The sequence below is a fragment of the Kribbella aluminosa genome (genome assembly GCF_017876295.1).
GTDB classification, from domain to species: domain Bacteria; phylum Actinomycetota; class Actinomycetes; order Propionibacteriales; family Kribbellaceae; genus Kribbella; species Kribbella aluminosa.
Map to the genome: position 1 here is coordinate 3,467,106 of NZ_JAGINT010000001.1, position 23,646 is coordinate 3,490,751.

At 67.5% G+C, this 23,646-nt stretch carries 18 protein-coding genes; 10 read left to right on the forward strand and 8 right to left on the reverse strand.

Annotation, left to right across the window (positions count from 1 at the left end; genetic code table 11):
- The first annotated feature begins 14 nt into the window (after nt 1-14).
- From JOF29_RS16585 to JOF29_RS16605, 5 genes are read left to right on the forward strand one after another with little or no spacing between them, the layout of a single operon-like run.
- Complete coding sequence (locus JOF29_RS16585; RefSeq protein WP_209695082.1) at nt 15-1,856, forward strand: ABC transporter substrate-binding protein; 1,842 nt, start codon at nt 15-17, stop codon at nt 1,854-1,856.
- Nucleotides 1,853-2,947: an ABC transporter permease gene (locus tag JOF29_RS16590; protein ID WP_209695083.1), complete on the forward strand. Its 1,095-nt coding sequence runs from the start codon at nt 1,853-1,855 to the stop codon at nt 2,945-2,947. Before JOF29_RS16585 ends, JOF29_RS16590 begins: the two co-directional genes overlap by 4 nt.
- A gap of 5 nt (nt 2,948-2,952) precedes the next feature.
- Complete coding sequence (locus JOF29_RS16595) at nt 2,953-3,828, forward strand: ABC transporter permease (protein WP_245357626.1); 876 nt, start codon at nt 2,953-2,955, stop codon at nt 3,826-3,828.
- Nucleotides 3,829-3,838: 10 nt separating this feature from the next.
- Nucleotides 3,839-4,630 carry an ABC transporter ATP-binding protein gene (locus JOF29_RS16600; RefSeq protein WP_307863397.1) on the forward strand — a complete coding sequence of 264 codons (792 nt, stop codon included), beginning with the start codon at nt 3,839-3,841 and terminating at the stop codon, nt 4,628-4,630.
- Nucleotides 4,627-5,514: an ABC transporter ATP-binding protein gene (locus JOF29_RS16605; protein ID WP_209695086.1), complete on the forward strand. Its 888-nt coding sequence runs from the start codon at nt 4,627-4,629 to the stop codon at nt 5,512-5,514. The genes JOF29_RS16600 and JOF29_RS16605 overlap by 4 nt, the downstream gene beginning before the upstream one ends.
- A gap of 96 nt (nt 5,515-5,610) precedes the next feature.
- On the opposite strand, the gene JOF29_RS16610 is transcribed toward JOF29_RS16605, so the two are convergent.
- From JOF29_RS16610 to JOF29_RS16625, 4 genes are all read right to left on the reverse strand, one after another.
- Complete coding sequence (locus JOF29_RS16610) at nt 5,611-7,662, reverse strand: phosphocholine-specific phospholipase C (RefSeq protein ID WP_209695087.1); 2,052 nt, start codon at nt 7,660-7,662, stop codon at nt 5,611-5,613.
- Nucleotides 7,663-7,844: 182 nt separating this feature from the next.
- Nucleotides 7,845-8,423, reverse strand: a complete 579-nt coding sequence (locus JOF29_RS16615; protein WP_209695088.1) for a GNAT family N-acetyltransferase — start codon at nt 8,421-8,423, stop codon at nt 7,845-7,847.
- 972 nt (nt 8,424-9,395) lie between these two features.
- Nucleotides 9,396-10,184, reverse strand: coding sequence for a phosphotransferase (locus tag JOF29_RS16620; RefSeq protein WP_209695089.1), 789 nt, complete (start codon nt 10,182-10,184; stop codon nt 9,396-9,398).
- Nucleotides 10,185-10,333: 149 nt separating this feature from the next.
- Nucleotides 10,334-12,115: an HNH endonuclease signature motif containing protein gene (locus JOF29_RS16625; RefSeq protein ID WP_209695090.1), complete on the reverse strand. Its 1,782-nt coding sequence runs from the start codon at nt 12,113-12,115 to the stop codon at nt 10,334-10,336.
- 181 nt (nt 12,116-12,296) lie between these two features.
- Here JOF29_RS16625 and JOF29_RS16630 point away from each other — a divergent pair, with 181 nt between their 5' ends.
- A complete protein-coding gene (locus tag JOF29_RS16630) occupies nt 12,297-12,968 on the forward strand; it encodes a histone deacetylase (protein ID WP_209695091.1) in 672 nt (223 codons plus the stop codon).
- Nucleotides 12,969-13,104: 136 nt separating this feature from the next.
- Here the strand turns inward: JOF29_RS16630 and JOF29_RS16635 are convergent, their stop codons facing one another.
- Nucleotides 13,105-14,145 (reverse strand): beta family protein, encoded by a 1,041-nt coding sequence (locus JOF29_RS16635; protein ID WP_209695092.1) that lies wholly within the window; start codon nt 14,143-14,145, stop codon nt 13,105-13,107.
- Between the two features lie 210 nt (nt 14,146-14,355).
- Here JOF29_RS16635 and JOF29_RS16640 point away from each other — a divergent pair, with 210 nt between their 5' ends.
- From JOF29_RS16640 to JOF29_RS16650, 3 genes are all read left to right on the forward strand, one after another.
- Complete coding sequence (locus JOF29_RS16640) at nt 14,356-15,813, forward strand: tol-pal system YbgF family protein (protein ID WP_209695093.1); 1,458 nt, start codon at nt 14,356-14,358, stop codon at nt 15,811-15,813.
- 45 nt (nt 15,814-15,858) lie between these two features.
- Complete coding sequence (locus tag JOF29_RS16645) at nt 15,859-16,749, forward strand: hypothetical protein (protein WP_209695094.1); 891 nt, start codon at nt 15,859-15,861, stop codon at nt 16,747-16,749.
- A 432-nt stretch (nt 16,750-17,181) separates the two neighbouring features.
- A complete protein-coding gene (locus tag JOF29_RS16650; RefSeq protein WP_209695095.1) occupies nt 17,182-17,694 on the forward strand; it encodes a PaaI family thioesterase in 513 nt (170 codons plus the stop codon).
- Here JOF29_RS16650 and JOF29_RS16655 read toward each other — a convergent pair.
- From JOF29_RS16655 to JOF29_RS16665, 3 genes are all read right to left on the reverse strand, one after another.
- A complete protein-coding gene (locus tag JOF29_RS16655; RefSeq protein ID WP_209696171.1) occupies nt 17,685-19,010 on the reverse strand; it encodes an aspartate aminotransferase type Ic in 1,326 nt (441 codons plus the stop codon). The genes JOF29_RS16650 and JOF29_RS16655 overlap by 10 nt on opposite strands.
- Before the next feature lie 185 nt (nt 19,011-19,195).
- Entirely contained in the window at nt 19,196-21,616 is a 2,421-nt protein-coding gene (locus JOF29_RS16660; RefSeq protein ID WP_209695096.1) for a transglycosylase domain-containing protein, read from the reverse strand.
- A 136-nt stretch (nt 21,617-21,752) separates the two neighbouring features.
- Complete coding sequence (locus tag JOF29_RS16665) at nt 21,753-22,676, reverse strand: alcohol dehydrogenase catalytic domain-containing protein (RefSeq protein WP_245357627.1); 924 nt, start codon at nt 22,674-22,676, stop codon at nt 21,753-21,755.
- Between the two features lie 101 nt (nt 22,677-22,777).
- Here JOF29_RS16665 and JOF29_RS16670 point away from each other — a divergent pair, with 101 nt between their 5' ends.
- Entirely contained in the window at nt 22,778-23,638 is an 861-nt protein-coding gene (locus JOF29_RS16670; RefSeq protein ID WP_209695097.1) for a helix-turn-helix transcriptional regulator, read from the forward strand.
- The last annotated feature ends 8 nt before the right edge of the window (nt 23,639-23,646 follow it).

Below are 23,646 nucleotides of genomic sequence, written 5' to 3' on the forward strand. Positions count from 1 at the left end.
AGGTGACATTCATCATGAATGACGCGCCGCGCCCGCAGTTCGAAGACGTCGAAGATGTCGTCCGGTACCAGTTGTCCCGCCGCGGCATGATCGGAGCTGGAGCCGCGGCCGCGATGACCGCCTTCCTGGCCGCTTGCTCCGGCGGCGGCTCGTACTCCGACAAGCCGGCAGGAGCCAACAACAAGCCCAGCGCCACCAAGTCGATCCAGATCGGCAAGGCCAACATCCCGGTCCCGCGCGACCAGACCGTGATCGTCGGCCAGGTCGAGTACACCGTTTTCGACAGCTTCAACGGGATGATTCCGAACGGGTCGCCCTCGGGCGCCGGCGTGGAGCTCAGCACCGAGCCGCTGTTCTTCCTCAGCTTCGCCACCGGCAAGCTGACGCCGTGGCTGGCGACGGAGTACAAGTACAACGACGCCTTCACCGAGCTGACCCTGAAGTTCGACCCGAAGGCGCACTGGAACGACGGCCAGCCGCTCGGGGCGAACGACTTCAAGTTCACGGTCATGCTGCTGAAGGACCGCCCGGACCTCTTCGGCGGCGGCGGGGACCTCAAGGAGTTCGTGAAGTCCATCGCCGTTCCGGACCCGCAGACCGCGGTGGTCACCTTCCTGAAGCCGGCGCCGCGCTTCCACTACAACTTCATCGCTGCGATCTCCGGTGCGCCGAACAACATCATGCCCGAGCACATCTGGAAGTCGCAGGACCCGACGAAGTATAAGGACAACCCGCCGGTCCGCTCCGGCCCGTACAAGCTGAAGACGGCGATCCGGAACCAGAAGATGTTCGTCTGGGAGAAGGACCCGAACTACTGGAACAAGGACAAGCTCGACGTCAAGCCGCAGTACGTCGTGTTCCAGAGCACGTCGAAGCAGCTCGACCAGGCGTCGCTGGCGTTCGAGCGGGCCGAGTTCGACGTCGGCTCGGTCGACGAGCAGCACGCCAAGCAGCTGCGGAACACCGGCTACCCGAACCTCGTGACGACGCAGTTCCACGACCCGAACCCGCGGGTCTTCTGGCTGAACTGCGACCCGGCGCGCGGTGTGATGTCGGACCCGAAGATGCGCTGGGCGATCAACTACTGCATTGACCGGGAGAAGATCGGCAACTCGATCTGGCCGGTGAAGGTACCGCCCGCGCAGTACCCGTGGGCGGACTACCCGACCAACGACAAGTGGAAGAACGACGATCTCGCGAACAAGTACAAGTTCGAGTTCAGCCCGGACAAGGCGACCCAGCTGCTGGACGAGATCGCGCCGAAGAACGCGGCCGGCAATCGGACGTACAAGGGCAAGGAGATCAACCTCGAGATCATCACGGTCTCGCCGGTCGACGGCCCGGAGTACGCGATCGCCAACCTGCTGAAGACCGAGCTCGGGAAGGTCGGCGTACCGGCCACCCTGCGCAGCCTGGCCGGTAGCGTGCACGACGACAAGTTCCAGCGCGGCGAGTACGACATCGACTCGAACTGGGCCGGCTTCGCGATCGACCCGGTGCAGCTGTACACCGACTGGACCAGCGACAAGTACCAGCCGATCGGCAAGAACGCCGCGCAGAAGAACAAGATGCGATTCCGCGACCCCGACTTCGACAAGATCGTCGAACAGCTGGGCGTGCTCAACCCGGATTCGCCCGAGGCCAAGCCGCTGCTCGACAAGGCGCTGGAGATCTACTTCCAGCAGCTGCCGTTGCTCGCGTCGATCCAGACCGGCTACCCGTCGTACTTCAACACGGCGTTCTGGAAGGACTGGCCGACCGACGACAACCTGTACGAGGTGCCGCTGAACTGGTGGCCGCACTTCATCTTCGTGCTCGGCAAGATCAGCGCCACCGGGCAGAAGGGACCGGCGTGAGGGCGGATGCGCCGCCGGTAGTAGCTGTGGACAAGAGCCAGGACGCCGCGTCCCCGTCCGGGGTGCGGGCCTGGCTGTCGCGGCATCCGCTGGCGGCGTACGCGATCCGCAGGTTCGGGCTCTATCTGGTGGAGCTGTGGGGCGCGCTGACCATCGCGTTCTTCTTCTTCCGCCTGATGCCTGGTGACCCGATCCAGACGCTGATCCAGACGCTGCAACAGAACTACGTCTACAACGCGCAGGCCAGTACCGAGCTGATCGCCCGGTACAAGCACGAGTTCGGGCTCGACGGGAACCTGCTGACCCAGTACTTCAAGTACATGGAGAAGCTGATCCTGCACGGCGACCTCGGGCCGAGCCTGATCAACTACCCGACGCCGGCGCAGACCGTGATCCTGCGGTCGTTGCCCTGGACAATCGGTCTGCTCGGCATCTCCGCCGTCCTGGCCTGGATCCTCGGCATGATCATCGGCGCGATCGCCGGCTGGCGGCGCGGCAAGCTCGGCTCCGCGATCGCCACCAACCTGTCGATCGCGCTGTCGCACGTGCCGTACTTCTTCGTCGCGCTGATCCTGGTGTACGTCTTCGCGTACTCGATGGGCCTGTTGCCTGCGAGATCGGCGTACGACTCGAACATCAATCCGGGGATCAGTCTGGCGTTCATCGGCAGTGTGCTGAAGTACGGGCTGCTCCCGGGGTTGTCGATCGTGATCATCGGGACGTTCAGCTGGATCCTGTCCACCCGGATGCTGATGATCCCCATTCTCGGCGAGGACTACCTGGTGTACGCCGAGGCGAAGGGCCTGAAGGGTTCCCGGATCCTGACCCGGTACGCGCTGCGGAACTGCTACCTGCCGCAGATCACCGCGTTCGGCATCTCGCTGGGCTTCATCTTCAACGGGAACGTGCTGGTCGAGCAGCTGTTCAACTACCCGGGTCTCGGGACCACGCTGGTGACCGCGATCCAGCAGCTCGACTTCAACACGATCCTCGGGGTCACCGACATCGCGATCTTCTCGGTGCTGACCGCCGTCCTGCTCCTCGACCTCCTGCTCCCGCTGCTCGACCCGCGGGTCAAGTACTGGAAGTGATGACGATGAGACTTCTGACCGCGGTACTGCGAACGATCCGGCACAGCCGGCGGCTGGCGATCGGACTGATCATCCTCGGCGTGCTGATCCTGCTCGCGCTGTTCAGCCCGTTGATCGCGAAGGCGATCGGCGGCGGCCAGGACCCGATCGAGCTGGCGGCGTACGACAGGTGGCTGGTGCCGGGACCGAAGCACCTGCTCGGCACCGACCAGTTCGGCCGGGACGTGTTCGCGATGGTGGTGAAGGCGCTCGCGGTGTCCCTGCAGATCGGGGCGATCGCCGGCGTGATCTCGACCGTCGTGGGCGTGATCGTGGCGTTCGTCGCCGGGTACAAGGGCGGCTGGATCGACGGGATCCTGTCCACGTTCACCGGGATCCTGTTGGTCATCCCCACGTTCCCGTTGCTGATCGCGCTGTCGGCGTACGCGAAGAACGTCAGCCTCTTCCAGGTCGGCGTGATGATCTCGATCTTCTCCTGGCCGTTTGCGGCGAAGACGATCCGCTCCCAGGTGCTCTCGCTGAGAACGCGGCCGTACGTCGACCTGGCGCGGGTCGGCAAGGCCCGCGACATCGAGATCATCGTCACCGAGCTGCTGCCGAACCTGCTGCCGTTCATCGGGGTCGGGTTCGCGTCGTCGGCGCTCGGCGCGATCTTCGGACTGGTCGGTCTGGAGATCATCGGTCTCGGGCCGGGCGGTGTGATCGACCTGGGCCAGATCATCTTCAACGCGATCGGCACCGGGGCGCTGACCCTCGGGGCGTGGCCGATGTTCGTGGTCCCGATCGGGTTGCTGACGCTGCTGTTCGCGGCGCTGAACATGGTGAACATCGGCCTCGAAGAGGTCTACAACCCGCGACTGAGGGGAGTGGCCGGTGAATAACGTGCTGGAAGTGAAGGGACTGGAGGTCGTCTACTCCACCAACCGCGGCGACGTGAAGGCGGTCCGTGGTATCGACCTCGACGTCCACCGCGGCGAGATCCTCGGGATCGCCGGGGAGTCGGGCAGCGGGAAGAGCACGCTCGCGGTCGCGCTGCTGCGGCTGCTGAAGGCGCCGGGCAAGGTGACCGGCGGCTCGGTGATGTTCCACCCGGCCGGGCACTCGCCGGTGGACCTGCTGAAGGTGCACGGCGAGCAGCTGCGGGTACTGCGCTGGAGCGCGCTCTCGTACCTCCCGCAGGGCTCGATGAGTTCGCTGAACCCGGTGATGCGCGTCCAGGACCAGTTCAAGGACGTGATCCTGGAACACGCACCGAGCCGCAAGGAGTCGCTCGGCGAGCTGATCCCGCGGCTGCTCGAACAGGTCGGCCTGGAAGCACGCGTCGGCCGGATGTACCCGCACGAGCTGTCCGGCGGGATGAAGCAGCGGGTGCTGATGGCGATCGCGGTCGCGCTCGAGCCGGACCTGGTGATCGCGGACGAGCCGACCACCGCGCTGGACGTGACCATCCAGCGGGTGATCCTGCAGTCGCTGGCCGATCTGCGCACCGACTTCGGCGTGACGCTGATGGTGATCTCGCACGACATGGGCGTGCACGCGCAGCTGGCCGACCGGGTCGCGGTGATGTACGAAGGCCAGCTGGTCGAGGTCGGCGACGTACGGCAGGTGTTCAAGGATCCGCAGGATCCCTACACCCGGCAGCTGATCGACTCGATCCCGCAGGTCGGAAGGAGGGCATCGTGAAGTCGGAACTCGAACTTCGGGGCGTCGAGCAACGATTCCACGCCCGGGACGTGGCCGGCGGCTACCTGACCGCGGTCGACGACGTCAGCTTCACGCTGGCCGCCTCGCCGCCGCAGATCGTCAGCCTGGTCGGCCAGAGCGGCAGCGGGAAGAGCACGATCGCGCGGAACGTGCTCGGCCTGCAGAAGCCCACCGCCGGATCGGTGCTGTACGGCGGCAAGGACATCTTCAAGCTGACCCGGGCCGAGTACGACGAGTACCGACGCGACGTCCAGCCCGTGTTCCAGGATCCGTACGCGATCTTCAACCCGTTCTACCGGGTCGATCGGGTGCTCTGGAAGGCGGTGAAGAAGTTCAAGCTGGCCTCCACCCGGGCGGCCGGCCTGGAGCTGATCGAGGAGTCCCTGCGCGCGGTCCGGCTGGAGCCGGAGAACGTGCTCGGCCGGTACCCGCACCAGCTGTCCGGCGGCCAGCGGCAACGCATCATGCTGGCCCGCGTACACATGCTGAAGCCGTCGTTCATCATCGCCGACGAACCGGTGTCGATGCTTGACGCCCAGGTCCGCAAGCACTTCCTGGACATCCTGCTGGACTTCCAGCGCGAGCACGGGATGACCACGCTGTTCATCACCCACGACCTGTCCACCGTGTACTACCTCGGCGGCGAGGTGATGGTCATCACCAAAGGCCAGATCGTCGAACGCGGCCTGGTGTCGACCGTGATGCACGAGCCGTCGCACCCGTACACCCGGCTGCTGCTCGACTCCATCCCCCAACCCGACCCCGACCAGCGCTGGACCACCCGCATCGCCGTCGACGAGCTCGACCACCTCGACGACAAGACCCCCGGCGACACCACCGCCCCGGAGGCGCCGATCCTCTGACGTTTGAGGGGTTAACCCGCCGCGTTGTCCCTTAACCCATCGCATGCAGCGGGTTAAGGGACAACCTGCGGGGTTAACCCCGCTTCGGGTCGTGGGTCAGACGGTCCTGATGGCTGGGTCGCTGACGCCGGGAGTGCCGGTTTCGACGTGGCCGGCGAAGCGGCGGAGGTACGTCGGGTCTGCGGTGGTGGTGACGGAGACGTCGTACCAGTGGCTGGTGGTGGCGATCTTGTGGGTGGTGGTGCCCTTGCGGACGTCGAGCGTCTTCGTGGTTCCGGTGTACGCGTTGGTGATGGTGACGCGGCGGGCCGTGTCGGAGGTGAAGGTGAGGACGACGGTGCCGGAGTTCGGCTTCTCGCGGGCGGTGATCTCCAGGGCGGTCGCGGGCTTGCCCTTGAAGGTGCGGAGGAAGCCGTTCGGGCCGTGAACGGTGAGGTCGGTGACGCCGGCCGAGTAGACCGGGTTCCAGCTGTCGGCGACGGTCTTGCCGGCCTCGGTGGTGTACGTCCACGGGCCGTCGGTGCGGTTCGCGGACGTGATCAGGAACTGGGCGCCGGCGTGCGGCCCGGAGCTGAAGCTCAGCTTGTACTTGCTGTCGGCAACGGCTCCGTCGACGACCGGTGCGTAGGGCAACGGACGGGTGAGTCGCCGGCCGCGTTCCTGCGCCGGGAGCTGACCGACCGCGGGCGGCGTCGGCACGTAGTCCGGGTGCCGCTTGTTGTCCGGCGGCTGGTACGCGCTGGTGCCCGGGAGCTCCGCCGGCCGGGTGGCCGACGTACCGAAGTCGAACGCGGACGTCAGGTCGCCGCAGATCGCCCGCCGCCACGGCGAGATGTTCGGCTCGTGGACGCCGAACCGGCTCTCCATGAAGCGGATGATCGACGTGTGGTCGAAGACCTCCGAGCAGGTGTAGCCGCCGGTGCTCCACGGCGACACCACGAGCATCGGGACCCGCTGGCCGAGACCGTACGGACCGTGCGCGGCCTTAGCGCCGGTGTACAGGTCCGGCCCGGTGTCGATTGTCGACAATCCCTGGTTCGCGTCCATCGGCGGGTACGGCGGTACGACGTGGTCGAAGAAGCCGTCGTTCTCGTCGTACGTGATGAACAGCGCGGTCTTGCTCCACACCTCGGGGTTCGCGGTCAGTGCGTCGAGGACCTGGGAGATGTACCAGGCGCCGTAGTTGGCCGGCCAGTTCGGGTGCTCGGTGAACGCCTCGGGCGCGGCGACCCAGGAGATCTTCGGCAGGCGATTCGCCTTCACGTCGGCGGCGAGCTGGGCGAACAGGCTGTCGCCGGCCTTCGCGTTCGTACCGGTGCGAGCCTTGTCGTACAAGGGGTTCCCGGGCTGCGCGGTGCGGTAGTTGTTGAAGTAGAGCAACGAGTTGTCGCCGTAGTTCCCGCGGTACGCGTCGTTGATCCAGCCCCACCCGTGATCGCCGTCCAGGCCGTCACCGATGTCCTGGTAGACCTTCCACGACACACCGGCCCGCTCGAGCCGCTCCGGGTACGTCGTCCACCCGTAGCCGGCCTCGTCGTTGCCGAGCACCGGACCACCGCCGGTACCGTCGTTGCCGGTGTATCCGGTCCACATGTAGTACCGGTTCGGGTCGGTCGAGCCCATGAACGAGCAGTGGTACGCGTCGCAGAGCGTGAACTTGTCCGCGAGCGCGTAGTGAAACGGGATGTCCTCGCGGGTCAGGTACGCCATCGTGGTCGGCGTCTTCGCCGGGATCCACTGGTCGTACCGGCCGTTGTTGTGCGCGAGGTGCGCGTCCGGCCAGCTGTGCGCGAGGTCCTGGATGAACTGCAGCCCGAGGTTGTCCGCCTCCGGCCGGAACGGCAGGATCTCCTTGCCGAGCGCGTTTTTCTGGTAGAACGTCGGCTTGCCGCTGGGCAGCGTCACCGGCCGCGGATCGCCGTACCCGCGAACGCCGTTCAGCGTGCCGAAGTAGTGGTCGAACGAGCGGTTCTCCTGCATCAGTACGACGATGTGCTCGACGTCCTGAACGGTGCCGAACCGGCGGTGCGCGGGGATCGCGGCGGCCTGCTCGATGCTGTTGGCCATCGCGGCACTGTCCATGATTGCTGTCATGGCGGCCGACGCACCGGCCAACTGCAGAAACCTCCGACGATTGATGTCTGGCATGCAAAGCCTCCTGACGGGCGGTGGGGCGGATGGAGTCTGAAACACCAGCACTGCGTCGCAGGCACCCTAATCTGAACGATTCACTGACGGAAGGTGAACTCTGCTGTCCATGGCAGGTCACTTTCAAACGATTCTGAGCACAACCTGGTGGCTCACTACCGAGCGACCTCGGTTTCGGATGTTCAGCTGTCGGTGTGCAGGCGGCCGTGGAGGTGCCAGTCGTGCCACCCGTCGGCGTGCTTGATCGCCTGCCGCAGCGTTCCCTCCAGCCGGAATCCGGTGCGTTCGGCGACCCGGCAGGACGCGGTGTTCGCGGTGGAGTGGTGGACGTTCAGCCGGTTGAACCCGATCGGCCCGAAAGCCCAGGCGGACAGGGCGTCCACCGACCTCGCGGCGACCGCCCGGCCCCGGGCATCCGGGGTCACCCAGTAGGACAGCGAGGCGGAACCCTCGGCTAGCGAAATGTTGCGCAGTCCGACCTGCCCGAGCGGCTGGTCGTCTCCGTCGACAACCGCCCAGCTCGCCGCTGTCTCATCGTCCCAGCGATCGGCCCATTGCGTGACCCAATCACCAGCCTCATCCAGACTGTCGAGCCCCCGAACGTGCCACCGCTGGATGTCGGGACAGTCAAACGCCGTCCACACCGCCGCAGCGTCGCTCCTCCGCCACGGCCGCAGAGTCAGGCCGTCGCTCACGAGACGCGGCTGCGCGATCTCCCGCAAGACTCCCCGAGCCAGAGCCGGATCAACGAGCAGAGGCATACGGAGATGCTAGCGCTGCATCACAGTGGAGCGGGCACGCAATCGCCGCGCCGGCCCGGGCCGATCCTCGGCATCGCCCGGCGGCATCGCCCGGCGGCGTCGACCGGCGGCGTCGACCTACGGCGTCGACCGGCGGCGTCGACCCTCCGCGTCGACCCTCCGCATCCTCGTCGGTCCAGCGTCGCGAATCCGACCTCGTTGAACGCCCTGATCACCTCCCGCACCGCCTGCTGCTCCACAGCGAACATCTCCGCCCCCCGCCCTTCGCCGACCTGCGCCAGCTTCTGCGCAGCCTCAGGATTCAGCTCACGAACGGAAAGCTCCGGTTTCCGCGACAGGCCCGAGCCTCGAGGGAACCCGACGACCGGTGGTGCGGAAGAAGCTCTGCCGCATCACGAAGTCCAGCCCGGGCTGACCGGGCTGGCCGATCAGCTGGCAGAACACCAATACCTGGAAGCACGCACGGGACCCGGAGTTCGCGGTACGGAAGGACCCTCGTTCTGTACGACCACCCAGCGGACGACTGGCTGATCTGCGTCGATGCTGAGCCTGCAGCCGCTTCCGGGGAAGAGCCGGTACCCGGCTCGGCAGGCCGAAGCGGCGGCGTGCCACCTACAACCGCACCGGCGGAGTCCACCACATCTTCGCCGTGCTTGACCCGGCATCCGGGCAGATGCTTTACCGCATCCGCATCCGCATCCGCATCCGTGACCGGCAACGCGGCCGCAGTTCCTCGCCTTCCTGCGCCAGTTCACAGCCCTGTGCAGCGCCGACGGCAGCGACTACCCCGATCACGGGACCCAAGGCACCGCCATCGGCGCCCAGATCCGCTCGCGCAACCAGCGAGCCCATCCCAACGGCACTTCGCCATCGGCTCCAAATCCGCCGACCCGACTACCTCGCCTGCGCAGCTTGACGCGGCACGAAACGACCGACTCCACAGGATGCGGGTGTCAACGGATCAGGGCGTGGTCAGAGAAGGGCGGCGGCGAAGTGCTCGTAGTGGGCGCTCCACCAGCGACGCCGGCGGTCGTACTTCTCGATACCTCCCGTCCGGTTCATTGTCGCGACGGTCTCCGGGTCGCCCGCAGCGATACTTCGCCGCGCGGCTGCCTCGATGCGGGCGAGGGCATCGTTCATGGCGGCAAGCAACTCCACCCGGCCGTCCCGGTCCAGACCGTACGCGTCGGCGACGAGACGTAACCGCGCCGGCCGGTCAGCGGGCAGCCAGCCGATCCGGTCCTGGTCGAAGTCGTCCTCAATCGGTACACACAGCCGGCCGAGCTGAGCGAGATCATAGACGCGACGGCCTGGGGCGGCGAAGTCGAAGTCGAGCAGTGCGACCGCGACGCCCTCACGGAACACGACATTCGAGAGCTCCACGTCGTTGTGGCACACCAGCGTCCCGCCCGCAGGGTCCGCCAGGCTGTCATTCCAGCTCAGCCCCTGAGAGTGAAACCCGCGCGCGGCGTCGTGCAGCCCGCGCAGCAGCCTGGCCACGGACGCCAACGCTGTGTCGGACTGGCTCCACTCCGGATAAGGCGCCACTGGGACGTCGCCCTCGATGAACACGAGGCGCTCGCGTCCGTCCTCGTCGATGCCGACCGGTACCGGGGCACCCTCGAATCCGGCGTCTCTCACCGCCCGCAAGAGCGCGTGAACCGAACCCGACTGCGGACCCGACGGACGAAGCACATGCCGACCGACACGGACAACCTGGCCCGCGTTCGCAATCCCACCGTTCAACTGCTGCTCGGCCACACCGGAAGTTTGACCGACGGAGCGCAGCCACAAACAGACCGTCGACAACTAGGCGTCCACCTCACGAGAACCGACGGCCTCCGGAACTCGACTTGCGTGGGCTTCTGGGGGGACAGGCGACCGCGGGCTTCTGCGGCGGGCAGGTGGACTTACGCGGCGTTGTCGCCGCGGGATTCTGGAGGTTCACGCCACGGGTGCGTTGCGCCTGGGTCGGGGCGTACTTGGATCGGCTCGTCACCGGGAGCCTCACCCCACACATCGAATCCCGCGCCACCCGACGGCTCCTCGGGAATGACGGCGTGTGGGACCGCGTCGGAGTCTTCGCGCCAGGGAGCGAATCCAGCGACAGGTCGGAGTACTGGCTCGGGTTCCGGCGTCGGCCCGCGGTTCCTGAGGTGCTCGCGGGTGCGGGTCTCGTCGGTGGTGTCGCCCGAGGGGTTGAGGCGTACGGCATCCGCTGCGGTGATCCAGGCTGGGTCGGTGTCACGAGGCCAGGCACGTGTTAGTGCGCCTGCTGTGGGCTCGGCGGTATGGGGAGTGATTGTTGGCGGTCGGTATCTGTTGCGGGGAACGGGGTCTGGGGTTGCCCAGGTGGGACGGGCGACCTGGACCGTGCCGTGGGTGATGTTGATCTGCCAGTGGCCGGCGTGCAGGTCGCGGTGGCATCGTTTGCAGAGGAGCACGAGGTTGTCGAGCTTGGTTTCGCCTCCGTCGATCCAGCTCAGGACGTGATGGGCGTCGCAGTACAGCGGTGGGGCGCCACAGCACACGCAGCCCTTGTCGCGGGCGGTCAGGGCTTTGCGTATCGGGCCGGTGGCGAGGCGGACGCTGGTGCCGAGGTCGAGGGGCTGGGAGTCCGAGCCGAGCACGACGGGCAGGATCTGAGCGTCGCAGGCCAGTCGCCGGATCGTCGCCGCGGACAGCGCTTCGCCGTAGATCAGCTGACCGGTCGCGTTCGCGGTCGCTGCCTTGAGATCGTCGAAGTCGATGGTGACGACGATCTGCGGCGTCGGCCCATGCCCGCTCCCGGACCGTCTCCTCTGACGCCGGCCGACATCGGATGCCGCCGCACCCGGCATCCCGGATGCAGAGTCCGGCCCAGAGTCCGGCCCAGAGTCCCGCACTGCCTCCTGCGCAGTGTTGTGCGCCGCGTCCTGCGTGGGAGCGGCTCCGGCGGTCGCGGTGTGGGGGGCGGTGCTGAGGACGGTTGTGAGGGCGTCGGCCTGGCGTTTGTCGCGGCTGCGGGGGTCGAGGGCGCCGTCGACAGTCTTCCGGGGCTTGGCGTGCGTGTGGATCAGAGTGCGGAACAGTTCAGCGTTCTCGTTGGCCAGGAACCCGGTGAACGCGACGCCGTTGTCAGCCGTCTTCAACTTCAGCGCTTCGCGGTCGTACGCCTCCCGCTCGGCCGGCTCGGGGCCGTCGGTGTCGAGCCGGTTGCGGACCTGGACACCGGCCTTGCGGAGGTCGAGTGGACCGTGAGTACGCCCGAGCTCCACCATTTCCCGCTCGGCGACTGCCAGATCCTCGACCGGCACCGAGTCGGGAAGCTTCTCCAGTGCGGAGACGATCGCCTCGGCCTGTGCCGGATGCAGCCACACTCCATTTCCTGGAGCGTCCTCGACGGCTTCGTCAGCGGTGGTCCCAGGCGCAAGGTCGGGCAGTGCGGCCTCGACGGCGGGGTACTTCGTCAGCGCCGTGGCGAGCTGGACGTCGCGGCGAGCCTTCGTGGCGTCGACTCGATAGCGGAACGTCAGGAACCGGGTGGTCGTACCGGCACCGAGCTCCTTGGCGTAGCCGATGGTCTCGATACCGGCGGTCAGGTGCAGCACGAGGGTCTCCAGGCGTGCGATTTCGGCGTACGCCGCGTCGAGGGTCGACACCATCTCGGCGCCGCTCATCGACCACACCGGTCGCTCCCCGAGAATCTCCATACCTGAACTGTAGACACCGCCTCCGACAGTTCCAACCCAGAAAGCCCTTATTTCCAAGGGATTTCAGTAATCGAAGTTATCCACAGACTCACCGGATTCTGCGCACGCCCGCGAGGATGGCTCGTGTAACCTGGCATGAGCTCGCGGCACTTATCGTTGCTTCGGGCAACATATCCCGGCGATGCGACCGACGAAACGGAGGGAGAGTCCACTGCAACGCATCTGGTACGTCGCCTACGGATCGAACCTCGCCCTCGAACGCTTCAACTGCTACCTGTCCGGCGGCATCCCACGCGGCGGCGCTCGCGACTACCCGGGCTGCCGCGACCGAACTGCACCGCAACGGACCGCTGCCGTCACAGTCGCCGGCGGGCTGGTCTTCGCCGGGGCCTCGAAAGTCTGGGGTGGTGGATCGGCCTTCTACGACCCGTCTGCTCGCACGCAGCTCGCCGGTCGCGCGTACCTGCTCACTCCCGAGCAGTTGGGCGATGTCGCAGCGCAGGAGATGCGGCGCGAGCCGGGCGGCGCGTACGCTCACGAACTCGCCTCGATCCTGCCGGCCGTCACCGAACCGCACTCCCTCGGTGACGGCCGCTACGAGACAGTGGTACGGCTTGGGGAGTTGGACGGCACACCCATGTACACGATCACCCACGGGGGAGTGGCCACGCTCGAGCCGGTCGCTCCCACCGCGTCGTACCTCCACTGGATCGCCACCGGCCTCGCCGAGGCGCACGGGTGGAACGTCCACCGTGTTGTCGACTACCTGCACGCGGCGCCGGGCGTCCGGCTTGGATGGACACCCGGCGCCTTGCTGTCAGTGCTCAACGGTGGTGCGGGCGGCGGCGGATGACTTGGCCGGGCCGCTCTCGAAGGTGGCGGTCAGGTCGGCGCCGTCCCGGCCGCCTGAGTCCTCCGTCCAATACTGGAGGGTGCGACCGTCCCTTATGCGACAACATCAGCCGGCGCGCATGTCGAAGCCGCCGGGCTCAGGCGGCTGCGAATTCGCCGAGATACGCGAGATGGTGGGAGGTGGCGAAAGCGACCGGGACGCTGGTACCGCCGAGTCCGTGGCCCCCGCCGTCGGCTGCCTCGGCGAGTCGATCGTCGCCCCAGGAGTAATCCGCCCCGGAAAAGCTTCCGGAGTTCACCAACTCACCCGACACCAGCCGGAGCGTGCTGGCTCGGGCGTTGTCGCCGTCCGCTTCGCGTAGGCGTTCCCGCAGATAGAGCCAATGATCGGTGCAGGTGTACTTGAGGTTGATGTGGTTGCTCCGCCAAGGTTCGCCCGGTGCCGGATGAACGGCGCCGTAGTCACCGAACCGGATGCGGTCCGACGTCGCTGTCCTGACCGTATGCCAGAGGACTTCCTCGAACCGAGGCTGTTCCCAGTGATGAATCTGCTCCAGCTCCTGGGGGACAGATCCACTGAGTACCGTGATCGATCGGTACTCGCGCGACGCCGGCACACTGTCGAGCAACACGAGTACTACGTCCACCAACCGCTGGCCGGGTCCGGCGACATAACCCGCATCCAGCACGAGGTCCACGCGCGTCGGATCGAACGCGAGCCGCTCCACGAAACGACCGAGCGCCTCGGGGGCGGTCCGGCGTACGTCGACACGCACCGCGCAGCCCTGGCCCATTTCACCGGACAGCTGGCCTACCCGGGTGAGCAGCGCCGGATCGGCACCGGTGTGGACGACCGGGACGAACGGCACGGCCTCGTCCTCCATGAACAAGGCCGCGGTTGGCTGGAGCCGGTGGTTCAGGCGTTCGAGTACGGCGCCGGCGCCTGGCGTGGAGGTCAGCCTCGTGGTATCGATCATCGCGCTCCGGCCGAGTGTCCACAGCCCACGGACGGCCTTCTCCACACCGTTGAGCAGGCGCTCGACCTTGTCCTCCGGCACAGAGTCGAGCATCAGTAGCGGCTGTACCGCCTGGTCGGCGCGGAGCGCTTCGAGCGCGGTGAACTCGCCTCGCTTGGCGCGCAGAGCCACGAGCGTCCGGAAGTTTTCCAAGGGCTGCATGCCACCGCCTCCATCACCCTGTGTGATCGCCCGTTCTTCGAGAGTAAGCGTTGGGTCCGATTCCCGCACGCGACACGAAATCGTCTACTGCAGACGGCCGGCCTACCGGAGGACGACCGGACCCGGTGACAGGAACCGGTCATTCGGGCTGCGGATGCACCTCGCAGCGGTCACAATTGGTCTACCTGTTCGTGACCGAGAGCGATGCCGATGAGCTACCAGCAGTACCCGCCGCCCCCGCAGGGCCTGCCGTACCCCGGACCGGCCCCGAAGCTCCCCGACCGCCGTCCCCGCGACCCGCTGGCCGTTGCCCTGGGCAACGCTTCGCTGCTGGGTCTCGGGTACTTCCTGATCCGCCGCTGGTTCTTCGGCGCCCTCGGCCTCCTCGGTACGGCGGTCCTGGTCGTCCTGCTGTGCACGCAGCGGAAGACCGGGTACGAGTTCGCGCTGATCGGCTGGGGTCTGCTCCAGGTCGTGCACGGCTGGTTCCTGGCCCAGCGCCACCCGGTCCGTACGGCGAACCTCACCAAGCGGCTGGTCGCGCTCGGCGTCACGCTGCTCGCGTTCGCGGGCGTCGCCTTCGAGCGGTACGACGTACACCGGATCGACAAGGACGCCGTCGCGGCACGGCAGGACGGCGACTGTGGCGGCGTCCGGGCGGCGCAGGCGAAGTACAACGTCGGGCACCGCATCGGCGACGCACCGCGGACCGTCCGCGTCGAGACCGACACGACGGCGTGCGAGAAGATCGACGCGGCCGCGGCCGTCCTGCGGAGCGCCCGGCCGGAGGCCGACACCGCCCGGCTGCAGGTGGGATTCGAGATGCTCGCAGCGGTCGTCGCGCAGCCCAACCAGGAGCCGACCACGCGGACCGCGCTGAACGAGTTCCTGGGCGGGCTGCCGCTGAAGGACGCGTGCCAAACGGCCACGATCACCGAGTGGCTGCGCGGACGGGCCAAGGCCGGCAACCTTCTCGACGAGGCGAACCAGGTCGTCCCGCGGATCGAGCCGAACGCGCTGCTCGGCTGCGGCGATGCCAAGCTGGCCAAGTCCGACTGGACGAACGCGCGCGGCACCTACGTGCTGCTGGTGCAGCGCTATCCGCACGCCAAGCAGTCGGCCCGCGCCCGCGCCGGTATCAAGAAGGCCGACTACGAGATCCTGCAGGCGAAGATCCAGGCCGAGCTGGCCCGCGTACGTGGGCTGGTCAGCTCCGGTGAGTACTGCTCGACCCCCGCGAAGTACAGCCCCGCTCCGAAGCTGCGCTCCGGCCTCAACCGGGCGGTGTTCGCGGGCAAGACCGACTACACGAGCAAGCTGCCATCGCAGTGGAAGGGTACGACGGCCGACAACGCCGCGATGGTGGTCTGCGCCGGCGAGGACACCCAGGGCGCCGCCGTACGTACCTGCCCGTACCGACCCTTCGTCGGCGGCGGCTCCGGCACCCACTACGTGACGTTCCACAAGATCGCGGTCCCGGTGCAGGTGTACGAGCTGCGCACCGGCCGGCTGATCCAGAAGACCACGGCGCAGATCAGCGGCTCGGTGTGCCCGGCGACGATCTCGTACACGACGTACAACGGCGTCGGTGCCCCGGATCCCGATCAGGACGTGCGGCCGACCGCGGCCACCATCCAGGCGGCGTTCCGGCCTCTCGTCGTGCGGTAGTGAACGGCGCATACTGACGGTCACCTGCTCAGAAAGGGCCTGCGGATGACCGAGCCTGCTGGTTACTCGATCAAGACCTACCGCTACCTGCGGATGGCGATGGTGGCGATGATCGTGTTGCTCGCCGCGGCGGTGCTGATCGAGTGGTCGAAGACCGATCCGCACTGTCTGCAGACGTCGATCAGCGCGTACTACTACACGCCGGTACGGGCGATCTTCGTCGGTGGGCTGATCACGATCGGCGTCTGCATGGTCGTGCTGAAGGGCAACACCGAGACCGAGGACATCCTGCTCAACGTGGCCGGCATCCTGGCGCCCGGTGTCGCGCTGGTCCCGACACCTGGGCAGGGGGACTGCCATTCGGTGCCGGTGGTGCTCGGCGACGCGGCGGCCAACGTCTCGAACAACATGCTCGCGCTGTTCGTGGTCGGCGTACCGTGCCTGCTGCTGACCGCGTACTTCGTCGTCCGCGACCGGCTCCGGGAGCCCAGCGCGTGGACGCCGGCGTACCTCCTCGGGCTCGGTGTCGCGGTGCTGGTCTTCGGTGGCGGGCTCGGCTGGTTCCTCGTCGACCGGTCCGGGTTCATCGGGCACGCCCACTACGCAGCCGCGATCGTGATGTTCGCGTGCATCGTCGCGGTCGTGGTGGTGAACGCGGAACAGCTCCGCCGCAAGCACCGCGTACCGCAGTCACGGGCCAACCGGTACTCCGTGATCGCGGTCGCGATGGTCGTCGTACCGCTGTTGATGGTCGCCTGGGCGAAGCTGTTCGGATGGGCGCACGCGGTGCTCGGCATCGAGGCGGCGCTGATCGTGCTGTTCGCGGCGTTCTGGATCATCCAGACGCAGGAGCTGTGGAGCGAGGGTCTCCGTCAGGAGTTCCCGCGGTCACCGCAGGCCACGCCGTCGCCGTCGCAATCGAGCGCGCCCGAGTAGCCGGGGTCGTCATGACCGGTGCGCTCACCCGGAACAAGGGCGCCGTACCGCTCTGCTTGCTGGTCCCGAACGGGTCGAGCAGCACGATGACGATCAACGCGACGGGCACCACGACGAACGCGAGTGCCGTCGTCCGGCGGGTTCCGCCGTACCGTCCGATCGGTCCGCGGACGCGGCGGCCGCGCTCGTCGACCCAGAACGCCCAGCGCGCGGGCGGTGCCGGCCAGGTCCGGGGTGGTTGCCAACGGCGCGGCGGTTGCCAGTCCGGTCGCGGTGGTGCGGGCCACTCCGGCGGTGTGTTGAACTGCCTCACTTCGATCCTCCCCGCGCAGCCTAGCGATCCCGGAGAGGGCCGAACAGTTTCATACGTTTGTCTCGTCGGAGAGCTAAGTCTCGTTGACAGACTTAGCGAGGTGGTGTGAGGCTCGGTCCATGACGGAGACTCAGCAGGGGGTGCGGAGCCGGACCTTCGAATGGACGGATCCGGCGGCGACGGCGGCATGTCTCGGACGGTCGTCCGGCCTGGAGATGCTGCAGGCGATGCGCGACGGAGACCTCCCGGCGCCGCCGATCCTGCACCTGGTCGGCGGGACCGGGCTCGAGGTGGAGGAGGGCAAGGTCACGGTGCTGATGCCGGCCGCCGAGTTCCACTACAACCCGCTCGGCACCGTGCACGGCGGCGTCATCGCAACCCTTCTCGACACCGCCGCCGGCTGCACCGTCCACTCGACGCTCCCGGTCGGCGTCGGCTACACGTCCCTCGACCTGATGACGCGCTTCATCAAGCCGGTGACGATCCAGTCCGGCCTACTCCGCTGCGAGGGCGGCATCATCAGCCGCGGCCGCCGTACGGCGGTCGCCGAGGCCCACCTGTACGACGAACGCGGCAAACTCCTGGCCCACGCAACCTCCAACTGCCTGATCTTCGAACTGCCTCAGGCCTGATCAGCCAGCAGCTTCTCGGTTGCCACGAGGCGGACGCAGGTGGCTAGGCCGGTGATGGCGGTTTCCACCTCGGGGAGCTCCGGGTAGGTCGGGGCGATCCGGATGACCTGGTCGGTGGGGTCGTCGCCGTACGGGTGGGTGGCGCCGGCCGGGGTGATCGCGATGCCGGCCGCCTTCGCCTTCGCGACGACCTCGCGGGCGCAGCCCTCGGGCACCTGCAGGCTGACGAAGTACCCGCCGGCGGGTGCCGTCCAGGACGCCAGCCCGGTGCCGCCGAGCTCCGCGGTGAGGATCTTGTCGACCGCGTCGAACTTCGGCCGGATCAGCGCGGCCAGCGTCCGCATGTGCTCACGCAGACCGTCCGCGTCGCGGAGGAACTGCACGTGCCGGAGCTGGTTGATCTTGTCCGGGCCGATGCTCCGCTTGACCGTGTGGCTCAGCCACCACTTGAGGTTGTCCGGGGACGACCCGAAGAACGCGACACCCGCACCGGCGAAGGTGATCTTCGAGCTCGACCCGAACACGAACGCCCGGTCCGGGTGACCGTTCTCGGCGCACAGCGCGAGTACGTCGGCCAGCCGCGCGGGCGAGCCGGTCAGGTGGTGTACGGCGTACGCGTTGTCCCAGAAGATCCGGAAGTCCGGCGCCGCGGTCTCCATCGCGGCCAGCCGGCGGACCGTCTCGTCGGAGTACACCGTGCCGTCCGGGTTGCTGTACTTCGGCACGCACCAGATGCCCTTGATCGCGGCGTCCTCGGCGACCAGCCGCTCGACCACGTCCATGTCCGGGCCGTCCGGCGTCATCGGCACCGGGACCATCGTGATCCCGTACCGCTCGCAGATCCCGAAGTGCCGGTCGTACCCCGGCACCGGGCAGAGGAACGTCAGCCCTTCGACGTCGGCCCACCGGGTCTCCGCGCCCGGCACCTTCCCGAGCAGCGCGAACACGACCGCGTCGTGCATCAGCTCGAGGCTGGAGTTCCCCGCGGCGAGCAGCTGGTCCACCGGCACCTGCAGATCCTCGGCGAAGATCGCCCGCACCTCGGGCAGCCCGTTCAGGCCGCCGTAGTTCCGCAGGTCGGTCCCGTCCGCCGACACCGGATCCCCACTCAGCCTGAGCACCCCGTTCGCCGCATCCAGCTGCTTGGGCGACGGCTTCCCGCGCGTCAGATCCAGCTTGAGCCCCTTCGCCACCAGCGCCTCGTAATCCTGGCGCGCACGCTCAACCTGGGCAGTCAGCTCATCGACACTCACGGGGAGTCCTTTCACAAGTACTAGGTGTTGGCCCAAGCCTAATGACTGCTTCGGCGACTCCATCTCAAGGGTGTAGTAACCACCACCCGTAGGCGGACTGTCGTACGCCGCCGAGCAGTTTTCCGCGGTCGACAACCGCGGAGACCAGGCGACAGCGTCGACATCCTCGAGCTTCGCCGTCTCGCCCACGGCGAGGATCCCGTCCGGAAGCGCCTGCGTGGGTGCCGAGAGCGAGGCTGTGAATGACCTCAGCCGCGTTTGCACTTCGGGTACTTCGGGTCCCACGGGGGGCAGGTCGGGACGTTGGGCGGTGGCTTGATCGTTGCCGGGGGCACCGGTGGGGTCACCGGGGGAGGGGTGACCGGTGGGGGTGTCGGCTTGGCCTTGCTGCCGTTGGAGATGTACAGCAGTACCGTCGCGCCGGCGGGAGCGCCGTCCTCCTGGCGGGGATTGGTCCAGGCGACCGTACCGTCGGGGGCGTCGGAGTCGACCCGCGGGCCGTGGTCCATCTGGGCCTTGAAGCCCATCGACAGGAGCTTGGCGGCCGCGGCGGCCGGGGTCATGCCCTTCAGGTTCGGCAGGTCCTTGACGTTGCCGCGGATGATCTTGTCGTCGGCCTTCACGAACTTCGTCGACGGCAGGCCCTGCAGCGCGAGCTGCATCGCGGTCTCCCAGATCGGGCCCGCGGTGCCGGAACCGGAAGCGTCCTGCAGCTTCTTGCCGTTGAACGTCTGACCGATGATGTTCTCGAGCCGCGGGTCGGCGTCCGCGACGACGGACGCCGCCGCGAGCCGCGACGAGTAGCCGGCGAACCAGACCGCCATGTTCTGGTTGGTGGTACCGGTCTTGCCGGCCAGGTCGCTGTTGCCGAACTTGACCTTGGCGCCGGTACCGCCCTTGGCCATCACCTGCTGCAGCACGTAGTTGACACCGTCCGCGACGCCCGGCGACAGCACCCGGTGGCAGCTCGGCCCCGGCGTCGGGATCGTCTTGCCCGTCTTCAGCGAGGTGATCGACGTGACGACCTGCGGGCTGCAGTACATGCCACGCGCCGCGAAGGTCGCGTACGCGTTGGACAGCATCAGCGGCGTGACGTCACCGGCCGAGCCGAGGGTGTACGACACCACCTGCTTGAGCGGCTTCAGCTGCTGGCCGTCGTACATGCCGAGCTGGTTGGCGATGGTGGCGATCGGGCACAGACCGATCTGCTGCGAGAGCTGCAGGAAGTAGGTGTTGGTCGAGGCGCGGGCCGCGTCCACCATCGACGGTTCGAGGACGGTCTTCGTCGAATTCTTCGGGACGTAGTTCGGGGCCGACGTCGGGCCGTTGCACGTCTCGAAGTTCTTGCCGCTCAGGTCGATGGTCTGCGGGGACCGGATGCGGTACGTCGTCGGCACGCCGCGGGCGATCGCGGCGGCGATCGTGAACGCCTTCATCGTCGACCCGTTCTGGAACCCGCCGAAGCCGCCGGGGTACGACTTCTCGACGTTGTAGTTGTACGCCGTCTGGCCCTTCTTCGCGCCGTACGGGCGGCTCTGCGCCATCGCCTTCACCAGGCCGGTGTTCGGCTCGACCATGGTGACCGCGCCGACCACGTCGTCGGTGGGCTTGGAGTGCTGCGCGATAGACGTCTCGGCGGCCTTCTGCGCCTTCTGGTCGAGGGAGGTCTTGACCACCAGGCCGGAGGTCTCGATGTAGTTCTCGCGCTCCTCCTTGGTCTTGCCGAACGCGTTGTTCTCCTTCAGCTTCGACATCACGTACTCGCAGAAGAACGGGTACTGCGAGTTCGCGCAGCCGTTCGGGATGGCCCTGACCTTGGCCGGGTCGAGGACCGGGGTCTTGAGCGCGTCCTGGGCCTGCTTGGCGGTGATGACGTTCAGCTGCTGCATCCGCCGCAGGACGACGTCGCGGCGGGCCTTGGCGCGCTTCGGGTTGTCGATCGGGTCGTAACCGGTCGGGTTCTTCACGATCCCGGCCAGCATCGCGGCCTGCGGCAGGGTGAGCTTGGCGGCGTGGACGCCGAAGTAGTGCATGGCCGCGGCCTCGACGCCGTACGAGCGGCTGCCGAAGAACGCCAGGTTCAGATAGCCGTTGAGGATCTGTCCCTTGGACATCTCCTTCTCGACCGCGATGGCGTAGCGCAGTTCGGCGATCTTCCGCTCGTACGTCTCGGCGGTGGCGTTCTTGACCTCTTCCGGCGTACGGGCCTTGTTGATCAGGCTCTGCTTCACGTACTGCTGGGTAATACTCGAGCCGCCCTGCTGGACGCCGCCGGACGACCTGTTCCGTAGCAGCGCGCGGAGCGTGCCCTTGAAGTCCAGTGCGCCGTGCTGGTAGAACCTGTCGTCCTCGATCGCGACGATCGCCTTCAGCATGATCGGGCTGATCTGCTTCAGCGTGACCGGGGTCCGGTTCTGCTGGTACAGGGTCGCGATGACCCGGCCGTCGGCGTCCTGGATGATCGACTTCTGCGCCAGCGGTGCCGTCTCCAGGTCCTGGGGCAGGTACTGGACCGAGTCGTGCGCCTTCGCCGTGGTGACGCCGACCAGGCCGGCGAACGGGAGGGCAAGTCCGGCGGTCAGCGCTCCGGCCACGGCACTCGCCACCAGGAACGTGAACACCGACCACACGACATTGGGCCGCTTGGCCCGCCGCTCGCCTCTGTGCATGGTTGGGCAGATTACGTGAGGAGAGTGCTTTCCGGGAGTCTCCTCGTTACGGAATTTACACATTAGCCCAACGATCTGACCGTCAGTGACGAAACCTTCACCTTCGGATGATCATGTTACGGCTCGATCAGCACCTTCAGCGCAGTGCGGTCGTCCATCGCCCGGTGTACGCCCGCGCCGGGGCCGGGCCGCCGGTGAGCGTGACGTTCGGCCCGAACAGCGTGCCGAACCCGATCGGCGCCTCGTCGTACTGCGGGACACCGACCCGGCTGATCACACCGCCCGCGCGGACGACGCCGAAAGCCTGCTCGTACGCCGGCATGTGTCCGACCGCCTCGAGTACGACGTGCGTACCGTCGCCGCCGGTCAGCCCGCGAACCTTCTCGATGCCCTCCGCGCCGCGCTCTGCCACGACGTCGGTCGCGCCGTACTCGACGCCGAGGTCGGTGCGGTCCTTGTGCCGGCCCATCAGGATGATGCGCTCGGCCCCGAACTGCCGTGCCGCGAGTACGGCGAGCAGCCCGACGGCCCCGTCGCCGATGACGGTGACGGTGGTCTTCGCCGACACGCCGCCCTTGAGCGCCGCGTGGTACCCGGTGCCGTAGACGTCGGACAGCGTGAGCAGGGACGGCAGCAGCGCCGGGTCCGCGCCGCCAGGGACCTTGACGAGCGTCCCGTCCGCCTGAGGTACGCGGACCGCCTCCGCCTGGCCGCCGTCCACGCCGTTGGCGTTCCAGAACCCGCCGTGCCGGCAGGACGTCTGCAGGTCCTCCCGGCAGAAGTCACAGGTCCCGTCGGACCACGCGAACGGCGCGATCACGAAGTCGCCCTTCCGCAGCGCGCTGACGTCCCGTCCGACGTCTTCCACCACGCCTACGAACTCGTGTCCCATGGTCTTCCCGCCGGGCGTGTCGGGCAGGTTGTGGTACGGGTGCAGGTCGCTCCCGCAGACGCAGGACCGCACCACCCGCACCACGGCGTCTGTTGGTTGCTGGATCACCGGATCCGGTACGTCGACAACGCGCACATCTCCGGCGCCGTACATGTAAGTCGCTCGCATGGCTCCAGTGAAGGCGGTCCTGGACGGCCCTGGCAGTGTCTGTCGTTCCAGGTAATGCCAGTGCCTCCCTTGCGGCGGAGGTGGTCCGTACGCTGGAGGACATGGACCACCGGGCGGAGATCAAGGAGTTCCTGAGCTCCCGGCGTGCACGGCTCAGTCCCGAGCAGGCCGGTCTACCGGTGTACGGCGGCAACCGCCGCGTGAAGGGACTGCGCCGCGAGGAGGTCGCCCTGCTGGCCGGCGTCTCTGTGGACTACTACGTCCGGCTGGAGCGCGGGAACCTGGCGGGAGCGTCCGAGGGCGTGCTGGAGGCGCTCGTCCGGGCGTTGCAGTTGGACGACGCGGAGCGGGACCACTTGTTCGCGCTGGCCCGTGAGTCCGACGCCACGCCGGTACGTCGACGTACCGCAACCAAGGGCGTCCGCCCGGCGCTGCAGCAGGTGCTCGAAGCAATCACCGACGCACCCGCGTGGATCCGGAACGCCCAGTTCGACATCCTCGCGGCGAACCAGCTGTCACGTGCCCTGTACGCGTCGCTGTTCGCGGATCCGCACCCGAACACGGCCCGCTTCACGTTCCTCGACCCGGCCGCGCAGGAGTTCTTCGTGGACTGGGACCGGGCAGCCGACGACATCGCCGCCGTACTGCGTCTCCAGGCCGGAAAGAACCCGCACGACAAGGCACTCAGCGACCTGATCGGCGAGCTGTCGACCCGCAGCGAGACGTTCCGGACGCGGTGGGCCGACCACAACGTCCGCTTCCACCGCTCCGGCCGCAAGAAACTCCACCACCCGGTCGTCGGCGACCTGGACATCGACTTCGAGGCGATGGAGTTCCCCTCCGACCCCGGCCTCACCATGGTCGTCTACACAGCCCCCACCGGCAGCCCCACCGCCGACGCCCTGAAACTCCTCGCCAGCTGGTCAGCCACCCACCAATCCATTGCCCAAGACAACGAATAGGTACGGCG